This window comes from Microbulbifer regidiadema (SeqCode) (genome assembly GCF_052466995.1).
Genome location: NZ_CP174297.1, coordinates 3,449,223 through 3,462,025 on the forward strand (window position 1 = coordinate 3,449,223; position 12,803 = coordinate 3,462,025).

Annotated in this window: 6 protein-coding genes; 1 reads left to right on the forward strand and 5 read right to left on the reverse strand. The window is 48.3% G+C overall.

What is annotated here, in order from left to right; genetic code table 11:
* Window positions 1–34 precede the first annotated feature (34 nt).
* The gene (glmU, locus tag ACJJIK_RS15110) at window positions 35–1,399 is read right to left on the reverse strand and encodes a bifunctional UDP-N-acetylglucosamine diphosphorylase/glucosamine-1-phosphate N-acetyltransferase GlmU (protein WP_444943220.1); all 1,365 of its coding nucleotides are present in this window, start codon (window positions 1,397–1,399) and stop codon (window positions 35–37) included.
* 225 nt (window positions 1,400–1,624) lie between these two features.
* Between glmU and ACJJIK_RS15115 the strand changes: the two genes are divergently transcribed.
* Entirely contained in the window at window positions 1,625–4,957 is a 3,333-nt protein-coding gene (locus ACJJIK_RS15115) for an amidohydrolase family protein (RefSeq protein ID WP_444943221.1), read from the forward strand.
* Window positions 4,958–5,021: 64 nt separating this feature from the next.
* Here ACJJIK_RS15115 and ACJJIK_RS15120 read toward each other — a convergent pair whose 3' ends face one another.
* From ACJJIK_RS15120 to ACJJIK_RS15135, 4 genes are all read right to left on the reverse strand, one after another.
* A complete protein-coding gene (locus ACJJIK_RS15120; RefSeq protein WP_444945072.1) occupies window positions 5,022–6,260 on the reverse strand; it encodes a glycosyltransferase family 2 protein in 1,239 nt (412 codons plus the stop codon).
* Between the two features lie 322 nt (window positions 6,261–6,582).
* Complete coding sequence (locus tag ACJJIK_RS15125) at window positions 6,583–8,697, reverse strand: glycosyltransferase (protein ID WP_444943222.1); 2,115 nt, start codon at window positions 8,695–8,697, stop codon at window positions 6,583–6,585.
* Between the two features lie 13 nt (window positions 8,698–8,710).
* Entirely contained in the window at window positions 8,711–11,830 is a 3,120-nt protein-coding gene (locus ACJJIK_RS15130; protein ID WP_444943223.1) for a glycosyltransferase family 4 protein, read from the reverse strand.
* Window positions 11,820–12,797, reverse strand: a complete 978-nt coding sequence (locus ACJJIK_RS15135; RefSeq protein WP_444943224.1) for an NAD-dependent epimerase/dehydratase family protein — start codon at window positions 12,795–12,797, stop codon at window positions 11,820–11,822. The genes ACJJIK_RS15130 and ACJJIK_RS15135 overlap by 11 nt, the downstream gene beginning before the upstream one ends.
* Window positions 12,798–12,803: the final 6 nt, after the last annotated feature.

The window sequence follows — 12,803 nt, forward strand, 5'->3', positions numbered from 1 at the left end:
CGCTCCCGCAGGGGCTCCCCCAGTGACGGCGAGGTTATTTCTGTTTCTTGGTCGGGCGCTGCCAGCCGCTGATATTGCGCTGCTTACCCCGCGCCACCGCCAGCGCCTCCGGGTCCACTGCTCGGGTAATGGTGGAGCCGGCAGCAATTGTGGCCCCGGCTCCCACGGTTACCGGGGCTACCAAGGCAGTGTTGGAACCAATAAACGCTTGATCGCCAATCTCGGTCAGGGATTTGTTCACCCCATCGTAGTTACAGGTGATGGTGCCGGCACCGATATTGACCGCTTCCCCCACCAGGGCATCGCCCACATAGGAGAGATGGTTGATCTTACTGCCGGCTCCGATTTTGGCTTTTTTGGTCTCGACAAAGTTACCCACCTTGGCACCGGTTGATAGCTCTGTGCCCGGGCGCAGGCGCGCGAATGGACCGATAGTGCAGGTCTCACCGACTTCGGCCCCCTCGATAATAGAGTTGGCCTCCACCCTGGTGCCATCCGCCAGGTGACAGTTCTTCAGCAGGCAATTGGGGCCGATTTTTACTCCTTTACCCAGTGATACCGTGCCTTCAAAGATACAGTTGATATCGATAGAGACATCGGTGTCACAGGTCAGGCTGCCGCGAATATCGATACGCGCCGGGTCCAATAAAGTCACGCCCGCATTCATCAGACTCGTCGCCTGCTGGTGCTGTAGGGCGCGCTCCATCTGCGCCTGCTGTGCACGACTGTTCACACCGGCCACTTCCAGCGGGTCGCTGGCCAGCACACCGGCGACAGCGATACCCTCACTCACGGAGCGCCCGACAATATCGGTCAGGTAGTATTCGCCCTGGGCGTTGTCGCAGGACAGCTCCGGCAGCCAGCGGGCCAGCAGGTCCCCAGACGCCGCTAAAATACCGGTATTGACCTCACTGATAGCCAGGGTATCGGCATCGGCGTCCTTCTCTTCAACAATCGACTGCACGCGGCCACTGCTATCTCTCACAATACGCCCATAGCCCGCAGGGTTGGCCATCTCCACTGACATCAGGGCGGGACCGCAGTCCGCCGCCGACAGCAGCGATTGCAAACTGCCGGCCTTGACCAGGGGAACATCTCCGTAGAGCACCAGAACGTTGGCTCCCGCGCGGAAATAGGGTGCGGCCTGGGCCACTGCGTGCCCGGTACCCAACTGCTGCGCCTGCTCTACAAACCTGACGCCGCGATCGGCGAAGCGCTCGCGAACCAGCTCGGCACCGTGCCCGATTACTACAGTAATCTGCACTTCACCCAGCGACATAGCGGTATCAATAACCCGCTCAAGCATGGGGATACCGCCAATGGGATGCAGCACTTTGGGCAGGTCAGAGTGCATACGGGTGCCTTTTCCGGCAGCTAAAATCACAACATCGATAGTCATAAAGGGTCGATATTCCAAGCGTTTGTAAAACCTGAGTGCATTGTGGCCATTCGCCCCGCTTTACTCAAGCGGGCAACCACTCGTCCCAGGGGCCTGCGCCTCGCCCCATTGAGATTGCCGCGCCTCTTTAATCCCGGTAATTTAGCCCCTGAAAAATCAACCAGTTGCCCATCCAACAAAACAAAGATAACCGCCGAGAACAGAATCAGGCGGAGGAATACTTCAATGAACACCACTAAGCAAAACAAGCCGCGCCGCCACTTTCTGGCCCTGGCGGCTCTGGCGTTGACCCTGCCCCTGGGGGCAGTGGCAGTGGCAGAAGCCGATGCCAAAGAAGAGGAGAAGGCGGAGGCCTGGGATATCAACCAGCCGCCCTACGAATTCAAACCGATCCAGCTGGATACCCGCGAAACCACCTGGAGCAACCTGGACATCAGCCCGGATGGTAAAACCATCCTGTTCGATATGCTCGGCGATATCTACACAGTGCCGGTAGCCGGTGGCGAGGCAGTAGCCCTGACCAATGAAATCGCCTGGAATATGCAGCCGCGCTTCAGCCCGGATGGCGAGAACATCGTATTTATCAGCGACCGCGATGGCGCCGACAACATCTGGTTGATGGACCGCAATGGCGACAACCTTCGCCAGCTCACCACAGAGAAGGAAAACCTGCTGCACTCGCCCAACTGGAGCCCCGATGGCCAGTACCTGGTGGCGCGCAAAGGCTTTATGTCTGGGCGCAGTATCCCCGCCGGTGAAATCTGGATGTACCACTACGGTGGGGGTGAAGGTCGCCAGCTGAAAGAGCGCATCGGCGGCGATATCGCCCAGAAAAACATTGCCGATCCGGCTTTCTCCCCGGATGGTCGCTATGTCTATTACTCTATCGACACCACCCCCGGCACTGTATGGAAATACAACAAAAACTCCACCCAGGAGATTTTTGCCATCAACCGCTACGACCTCCAGGACGGTGAAGAGGAGACCTTTATCTCCGGTCCCGGCGGTGCAGTGGCACCGGTGCCCTCTCCAGATGGTCGCAAACTGGCCTTTATTCGCCGCCAGGACAATCGGACCTCCCTGTTCCTGAAAGATCTGGATACCGGGCTGGAAACACCGGTTTACGCCGGCCTTGAGCGCGACCTGCAGGAAATCTTCGGCCCGCACGGCAACTATGTACAGTACGACTGGATGCCCGATGGCGAGTCGCTGATCGTGTGGACCGGCGGTAAATTCCTGCGTATTTCCACCAACGGCGACAGCGTCGCCCCGATTGAAGCCCATGTGAAAGTCGAAAAACAGGTAGCCGATGCGGTGCGCTTCCCGGTGGACGTGGCGCCGGAAACCTTCGATGTGAAGATGATCCGCTGGGCGCAGAAATCCCCCAACGGCAAACAGGTCGCGTTCCAGGCTCTGGGCAAGATTTATATCCAGGATATCGACAGCGGTGAGCGCCGTCGCCTGACCCGCCAGGACGACCACTTTGAGTTCTACCCCAGCTGGTCCCGCGATGGTCGCGAGATCACCTATGTCTCTTGGGACGACCAAAACCTGGGCCATGTGAGGGTAGTTTCCGCTCGCAACGGTCGCGGTAAAAATATCACCAAGCAGCCGGGCCTATACGTTGAGCCAAGCTTTTCTCCCAGCGGTGACACAGTGGCCTACCGCCGCTTTACCGGCGGCTATCTGCTTAGCCCTGAGTACTCCCTGGAACCGGGTATTTACCTGGCAGACGCCGACGGCGACTGGCAGCGCCGGGTCGTGAAGTCTGGCTATGAGCCGCATTTCGGCGCCAGCGAAGAGCGTATCTACTTCTCCGAGTACCAAAACGCTGACGGCGGCAAGCGCGTGCTGAAGAGCACCAACCTGCAAGGCAAGGATGAGCGCGAGCATCTGCACGGCGCTGAGATTACCTCCTTCCGCCTATCTCCGGACGGCAACTGGGTTGCCTTTACCCAGGACTTCAAAGCCTTTGTCGCGCCATTTATGCACACCGGCAAATCCGAGGTAATCGGCCCCGATAGCAAAGCGGTTAAAGTTACCCAGGTATCCAAGCGCGCCGGTGAAAACCTGCACTGGTCTGCCGATAGCGACACCTTGGGCTGGGCCCACGGCCCCAAACTGTTCGAGCGCGAACTGAAAGACGCCTTCGAATTTGTCGCCGGTGCCCCCGAGGAGCTGCCAGAGCCGGTCTCCGAAGGCATCGACCTGAGCTTTGAGCAGTCCTTTGACAATCGCGCCGGTCTCGTTGCCCTCACCGGCGGCAAGGTTGTCACTATGCGCGATGCGGAAAATACCCGTGAAATTATCGACAATGGTGTAGTGCTGTTCCGGGGCAACCGCATTGTCGCCGTGGGTCCCGCTGCGGAAGTGGACATTCCCGCCGACGCGAAGCGTATCGATATCACCGGCAAAACTGTATTACCGGGGCTGATTGACGCCCATGCCCACGGTGCCCAGGGTCGCGAGGAGATTATCCCGCAGCAGAACTGGAACCTGTTCTCCAGCCTGGCATTTGGCGTGACGACTATTCACGACCCCTCCAATGACAGCAGCGAGATCTTCTCCGCCGCTGAAATGCAAAAGGCCGGCCTGATTACCGGACCGCGTATTTTTTCCACCGGCACCATCCTCTATGGCGCCAAAGGTCCGGGCTACAAAGCCAAGATCAACTCCCTGGAGGACGCCCAGTTCCACGTCAACCGCCTCAAGGAAATGGGTGCCATCTCGGTGAAGAGCTACAACCAGCCCCGCCGCGACCAGCGCCAGCAAGTGCTACAGGCAGCCCGCGAAGCCGGCATTATGGTAGTGCCCGAGGGCGGCGGTAAGTACCAGCACAATATGAACATGATTGTGGACGGGCATACCGGTATCGAGCACTCACTGCCGATCGCCAATGTCTACGGCGATGTGGAGCAACTGTGGAGCCAAACCCAGGTGGGTTATACACCGACCTTTGTCGTGGCCTACGGCGGCCTCTGGGGTGAGGAGTACTGGTATGACCGCACCGAGGTGTGGAAGAACACGCGCCTGACCCGCTTTACCCCCGACTTTATCGTCAATCCCCGTTCTATCCGTCGCCCCACTGCGCCGGATGCCCACTACAACCACTTTAACGTGGCCCGTCAGGCCAAGCAGCTGCGCGACGAAGGTGTCACCGTACATATCGGCGCCCACGGCCAGCGTGAGGGACTGGGTGCGCACTGGGAGATGTGGATGATGGAGCAGGGCGGCTTTACCCCCTGGGAAGCCTTCCGCGCCGGCACCATCGACGGTGCCCGCTACCTGGGTATGGACGGCGATATCGGCAGTATCGAGGCGGGTAAACTGGCTGACCTGATCGTGATCGACGGCAACCCTCTGGACAACCTGCGCCAGTCCGAAAATATTACCTATACGGTCATCAACGGACGCGTGTTTGAGGCGGAAACCATGAACGAGATGGGCGCAGGTGAGCGCCTGGCATTCTTCCACGAGCGCCTGCCCATCAGCGCTATGCCCGCGCCTACGGCAGAAGCGGTACAGGAGAAGATGGAGCGCCACCACTGGGTACACTGACGACCTCAGCGCTAAGCTGAAAGGCGATAGGTAAAAGGCCGGGGAAGCGATTCCCCGGCCTTTTTTATTGCTGTTTCGCCCGCCGGCGCCCAGCCAGTTTATGCCATAGAATGGCCCGGTAAATCGCCACCGGCAGCCTAAAAATTCCAGTGACCAGCCACCAGAATGACTCATAGATAGCAATAGTCTGATCGGCCAAAGGGTGATCCTTCTCCAGCCGCTCGGGGTAGTGATCGTGTCGCAACATGCCCCGATAAAATAGAAATTGCCGCAATGGCCTACTGAAACGCCAGCTAAATGATTTTGTTAAACGTGTGAGATTTTCGGCAAGATAGCTTTCCGAGGCGCCCTTCTGCTGAGTCAGCAGTTCAAAATACTGGGCTTTTGAGCAGTTTTCACTTTTCCAGTCCTCGACAAACTTTCCCTGCTTCAGCCATTCACTCCCGGAAAAACCACCGCTCTCCCGCAGATCATCGGTGTAGCGGGGAATAGCGCTCTGATTTTTAATGATGGCTTTTGAAATTCGGTAAACATCGGAATTCATTCGATCCGGGTTTTCTAATTCCCGCATCAGTCGCTGCTGAAAACCAGCACGAAACTTAAAGTGTAAAAGACATCCACAGTTTTCACTTAAGGGTATTGGCGTACAGACATGAGTAGAGCGTATATATTGAAAATCCTGACGCCAGTATACCAGTGGTATTTTATAGGATTTGACAAAGTAGTTGGGCACACCCGAAATCTGTGCCCGCACTTTTGAGCGAATCTCAAAAAATGGAAAGGCCTGTATACGTTTTTTCTTAAAGTTCTTATAGGGCACGTAATTGGGGGTTTTAGCCATTAATTCAGTAAGATTTTTTGCTGAGTAAGGCCTTTCTTTTAAGTTATCACAAAAAAAATCGATCAGTGGAGTATATAGAGCAAAAGCCAACTCATTTTTCATCAGCTTAGTTACCCGGGACAGGCATACGCGGCCATCCACCTCGGGTAACTGAAGAAATTCATCCGCATCGACAACAATAGTCCATTTACCCCGGCAATACTCGTGAGCGATACGATTAACCCAATCAATTCCAGCATTTGCCTGTGGATAACCACCCTTAACAGCGTAAAGCTGTACATCAGCCTGGTTTAAAAGATAGGTGACAGAACCATCGCGACTGCCAGTATCAATTAAGTGGAAGCAAGTTACCCCGATAGAGCGATAATGGTGTAAAAAAGCAGGGAAAATATCTATCTCGTCGCGAAATACACAAATTAAAGGAAAAGTCTTGTCATTTGCTCCATCGATATATCTGAGCACCTTCAAACTTTCACCCTCTTGGTTTTAAGCAACTGCTGATATTTACTGCTATGGTAACCAGATCAACTTACCACCCACTCAATCATTAATCTGGCCACCTCCCACCTCTGTCTTGTCTTTTCTTGTCTTGCTCCTAAAGCTTATCCATAACAAATTAAAGTTACATATCTATTACATTGTAAGCGTCGCTACCCGGTAAATAATCATAGTTAAATTCCGGCTTTTTCCTATTGCAAGTCTACTATCATCCCTAGTATTAAGATTTATTACTCTGCGAGAGATTTCGGTGCTATATCAGTAGCTTTTCCCCAAGCAATAATATCTACTGTCCATAATCAAGACGGATAAACTTGCGCAACCTGCGCATTGTTCTCCGCACCACTCCCGGTTTATATTTGTTGCCCTGCTGCTTGCCTCTCCCTTTCTGTTGCGTTCTAAGCAGCAGAAGACTTTTTTCTTCTGCATCCAATGTATGCAAATAGGGACTTATTTGGCGAAAATCCTCCTCTTCCTGAAGAAGATTTCTCGCCTTCATTGAATTATTACCAATACGATAATAGTAAAGTGCGTCGGGGTAGTAGGATATTTTTTCATTTGCTGAAATAAGCTTACTATAAAACTCTATATCGTCTTTACCTGTTCTATATCTCTCGGTATAACCTCCATGATTTCTAAAGGTAGTGGTTTTTATCAAACAGGTTGCATCACCGACAATATTCACTTTCGTCGCCCAGGCCCTTGCTGGCCCCATAAAACGAATTTGAGTCCCCAATTTACTCTCTGGTGTATTTGGTTCTCCTTCGCCGCTAAAGCGTATAGAACTGCATGTCAAACAGTCAACACCGGCAAACATAGCCGCACGAAGCATTTTTTCCACCATTTCAGGCATCATGACATTATCGTCATCAAAAAAGAGTAAATACTCTCCACCGGCTCTTTTTGCCGCAGTATTTCGCGCAGCGCCTACATAACAATTTTCCTGGTAAATAAATTGCCAACCTTTGTTGGCATAGTGATTTTCCAAAATTTTTAGCGCGTGATGGACTTCTTTCGAATGACTTCCATCATCAACCACAATCACTTCAATATTTTGATAAGTTTGCTGCTCAATACTTTTAAGTGCTTGATACAAAAGACCCGGGCGCTCAAAGTGGGTTATGCAAATAGTAATCAAAGGAGACTGCATGTCCACTGGAGATTTGCATTGAGGAGTGTTATGTTCCTGTTCATGCCAACGCTTCCATACCTCCAAGGATTTCTTTACCCGTGGATGCTTAACCCCCGGTGCAGGCAGTTCTTTGATATGGAGTTCCAGTTTTTTCCCCAGAGCGATATGGTTGGGCTCAAAAAGCACCTGCTCACAAGTATCAGGATCAAGTAGCTCTCGCGTTCCACCCGTATCTGCGGCAATAAATGGTATTTTCGTTGCGAGACATTCATATACCGATATTGGAGAGTTCTCTAATAATGCCGGAATAACTGCCAGACGCCCCTCACCCCGTAAATACTCTATGGCCTCCATAGCATCAAAGTTATTTTTAAAGGTAATTTCAGCTTGCCAATTTTCCTGATTCTCTTCAATAAATTTTTGCGCATCAAATCGATAGGAATCACCACCTAAAAAAGTAATTGTAGGAAGTTGCACACCTTTTTTAGCCAGACTATTTAATGCATTAACAAAAAGAATAACGCCTTTACGCGGTTCAAGTCTCCCAAAAAAAACCCACTCCCTGGTTGCGAGGCCAGAGCCATTTATCCTTATTCTTTTATCTGGCAACAAGTCATCTAAAAAAACATTTGGCCAAAAAAAACTGCGTTCGGGAAGTTTATATTTATTTTTATCCATCCACTCAATAAGGTATTTACTGCCGCAAATAAGCGTATCCGCCATTTCGGCACTTTTCCGCTCCATAAACACCCAGCCCAACTGACGGTCTTCCTTTAGAAACTGCTGGTTCCCCTCTGCCGACCAAAGCGTTGGGGAGGAGCCCTTTACAACAAAGTGTATATTTCCAAAGGCAATACCCAGACTTTTGGCTAGCAGCGCTATATATCCGGTGCCACGCCACTCTGAAACATGCACAATGTCAAATTTTTTCTCATGCTGCCTAAGCCATTCATAGGCCGCATAAGGTATGGCCATGGTGCGAGCCATGGTAGTTTTTGCCAGCGCCTGAGGTGCCACACTAAAAAAATTAATTCCAAGTCTTAAAAAAAATTGTTTTGTTATTTTCATCTTTACCGGATTTTTGGCCAACCCATTTATAAAGCAAATAGTTACTTTATGACCAGACCTCTGTAAAAATACAGCCAAATGAAAGTAAGCTGTACCTATACCTCCATTTTTAATCGGGCCAAAAATATCTTCGGTAAGAATACAAATATGTTTTTTTCGCGAAGAGGGTCCAAGCGTACTATCCTGATAAAGCTCTTTCATTGTTTTAGTTATCCTACATCGCTACTAACATTTGCTTAAGATAGCGCAAACGTCCATTTCGTAAAATTAACCCATTTTCTTTTATTCGAATCGTAATTTCTGAATATTCTTGTTTAATTTCCTCTGTTAATGCAAATCGAAATCCATACCAGGCAAGCTTTGGATTTCTACTGCCAAAACGTTCGATATATTGGTTCGCTGTAGTTTCAGCTACCATATATCCATTCAGCTCCAAAACCACAACAAGATTGCGAGAAATATTACTTCGATCCCAAGCCCATCCTTCTAAAAAGTGAGGATCTATTGCAAAAAGTTCCCGTGGAGGAATAGATCCCTTAATTGGGGATCCTGTATACCCTTTAAATATTCTTTTGAAAGTGCTACCTGATCTTTTCACTGCTTCTGGAAAATTAAAGCGGGGTTTAATTTCCTGATTATTTTTATGATTTTGCTCATAAATAACCTGGGCAATATCATACTCATATTGCACCTCTGATTCAGCAGCCTCAGTTTGCTCCTGTGTAGATTTTAATTTATTTTTTGCCTCCTCCCCTGCAACTTTATCCTCAGTAAGAGTAGTGGATTTAAAACCTCTAACTGCTGCCGGAAATAAACTACGCCCATCTTTCTGTTTAAATATCTCTTCAATCGCCATTTGATTTAAAATTGGACTACCAGAAATAGCCGCAAACACATTCTTCGATAACTTAATAACACGTATAAAACGGGTATAAATATTTTCCTCGTCTTCTAATAAAAATTTTATATTAAATTTATCACCCTCATCCCATCTATCTGGGATAGAAAATCGATGTAAAGTGATCTCATTATCTTGAATCACCAAAGAAATAGGCTGGGGCTCACCATTGGCGATTAATTTTCGTGTCCCTTTACCCTTGGCCACACATAGAATATGCGATTTTTTTTCATCCAAACCAATAACAACTCTCGCATTGCGATTTCTCATTTTTCTTGGTCTATCGGAGTGTGCCAACCATACCGGCTCCTCCTCATGACGGTTTTTATCGCGATAAAGAGCCGGATTAAGTTTATTGTCTACCGCTGGAAGCAGTGCAAGCTTCCGATATGCAATATCACTGTTTTCTACCAGGGACATTGAGCGTAAATATAGTGAATTCGCGTTACTCTTAGCCTCCTCCAGCTCATCTAAATAACAATCACTTTTCAAATACGTTTCAGGAATCACCATTAATTCACAGGAAAACTCTTTATATGCCCTAAGCACATACTCTTGGAGTAAACCATAACGAATATCATAGGGGAGTAAGGGGCCTACTTGTTTAGATATTTTACTTGGAATACAAAAAACATTTGTTCCTATGGAGTTTCCGCAGGCAACTTCTGAAACAATATCACTCCCCATTGGCATTAAAATTTTATCATCGGGCAATGAAAGAAAACTGGTAATAATATATTCACTGGTTTTTTGTAAGGCTATACGCAATTTGCTACAAAATTCCCCACCAAATCTGACTGTAGTGCCATCACATAAAATACAGGCATCCATCACACTTTCGGATAGGCTGCGAGCTAGTGCAATTCCCGCTGGAAATCCAATAAAATCAACAACGCTAGATATCACTCCAGATTCAACCAGGTATTGATTAGCTTCTTGCGCGACTTTTTCCAAATCCGGATCTATAAGTAAAATTTTTACAGCGTCAGGTTTATCGTGAACTAACGCTTCTGCAAATTTCATTGCACTATTACTCTCACGCAGTAATACAATAACCTCAAGCTGCGCTATTGCTATCTCTTCCTCTGTATCTTTCTGAGTCGAATCTGTCCCATGCAGCTTACCGAGAACCTCAGTTGTATTAATTTGCGGCAATAAATCAGCCAAATATGCATGAAAGCCATACCAAACTTTCAGATTTTGATTATTATCAAAGCTAGGGTGAGCAATTCTATGACCATTACTAAGCACATCTTGTAAACGCTCTGCAAGTTCATAAGCATAGGGACTAATCAGGCAGCTATCGTGATCCTCTTCTGCGATCAGCTCTGGTGTGCCCCCAACCCGGGTTGCGATAAAAGGAATATTATTTTCCAGTGCTTCATAAACCGCCATAGTGGAGTTTTCAATCAGAGATGGCATCACTGCAATCATATCTCGAGAGCATAAGAAGGATAGCGCCTCTGACTGGTTGTAGTCTGTTATACACTCAACATCAAAATTCCAAGTGGAAGATTTACGTTTAATATACTCAGAAACCTTTTCATTATTCTGATTTGGAAGTCCCTCACCGTACTTACCCAAAAAATTTACTCGACTCGGAGAGTTTCCCGTACGCTGTAAAAGATCGAGAGCAGCACAAAAAATCTCAATGCCTTTACGCATTTCTAGACGACCAAAAAAAGTTAGCTCTTTTGTATGAATAGTATCGCCCGGTTTGCGCTTGGCGCGTCGGTCTTCAACCGGAACATCAGAAAAGTCGAGTATATTTGGCTGTACATAGGTGGTAGCGGGTAGGCGATAACCAACATAGCGCATAAAGCACAATAAATGCGCACTACCGCCTATCACGATATCTGCAAACTCTACACACTTCTGCTCGGCAAAGCTCGCGGGCAAAAGCTCCCTCTTTACAAAGGGCTGCATCTGATAGTGTCGATTCCAGAGATGCGGAGAAGAAGTTTTTATAATAAATAGGCTATTCTGAAATGCCAAACCCAGTTTCTTGGCCATCAGCGCATAGATTACTCCTCCCCGCCACTCAGAGGCATGGATAACATCAAACGGGCCCTTCTCCCTCAACCAGCAATAGGCTGCACTATATCGGCACTGCCAGATTTTTGAAGGCCCAATAATTAACTCAGTTGCATGTTGTAAGTAATGAAGGGATACACCAAAATTTGAAAATTTTTCTACCCAGTATTCTGGCGTTTCATTTTCTACCATCTCACCTTTCAGGTAGAGCACATGGACCTCATGGCCATGTGCTGCCAATCCCTTGGCGAGATGATAGTAAGTTGAGGCAATTCCACCATTCCTAACCGGACCCAGAATTTCTTCCGTAGCAATACAAACCCGGAGTTTCTGTGTAGACTCAATACCGACATACTTATTAAGATTAGGAAATGATTCTACTTGAAAATTGTCAATCTGCATCCTGTAGGGCCCTCTGATTGGAACTGTCCATCAGAATGTTTTCCCTATCGATAAAGTAATCCCAAGTAGCTTTAATTCCGTCTCGCAAAGAAGTTTCTGGGTTAAACTCCAAATAATTTTTTGCTTTAGAAATATCGGTATGATTATGGCGAACCTCACCAGCCCGAAAATCGTGATAAGCTACTGCAAGATTACTATCAAAACCGGAAACATCTTTAAGCAGATTCACTACTTCATTAACAGAGGTCGGTCGGCCACTACCGAGCTGAAAAACACCTGTTGCTTTCTTTTCCAGAGCTTTAATTATCCCCAGACAAAGGTCACTCACAAAGATAAAATCTCTTGTTTGCCAACCGTCCCCATAGATATCGCAGGTTTCTCCTTTTAATATTTTCTTTATAAAAGCAGCTATAACACTCCCTTTATGTACAGAAAGGGGTCCATACACATTGGAGAAGCGCAACGAGGCTATGCATAATCCATAACTTTGAGCATATGCAGAACAGTATGCCTCAGCGGCAGCTTTAGAAGCACCGTAGGCTGATGCCGGATTTACAGGCATCAGTTCATGTACAGGAGGATCGACCTCTCCAATTATTGCCCCGCCAGTAGAGGCGTTAACAAGATGCCCCACCTTGTACTTACGCATTGCCTCTAGAATATTAACAGTACCAACTACATTGACTTCAAAGTTATAAACAGGTTTTTCAATGGAATTAATAACACGTGTATCTGCGGCCAAATGAATTACACTATCAACCTCTCTTACTGCCCTTTCCACATCGCTCTTATTTCTGACGTCCCCCCGAATAAATTGATGAGGAATACCAGATAGCATTGCTGTGCTCCCGGTTGCCTCATTATCCAAGACATATATTTCATTATAATAATTCAGGCCGCTGAGGATTCTAATCAAGTTCGAACCAATGAATCCACAGCCACCTGTAATAAGGATGCGATTAGACATAGGTGA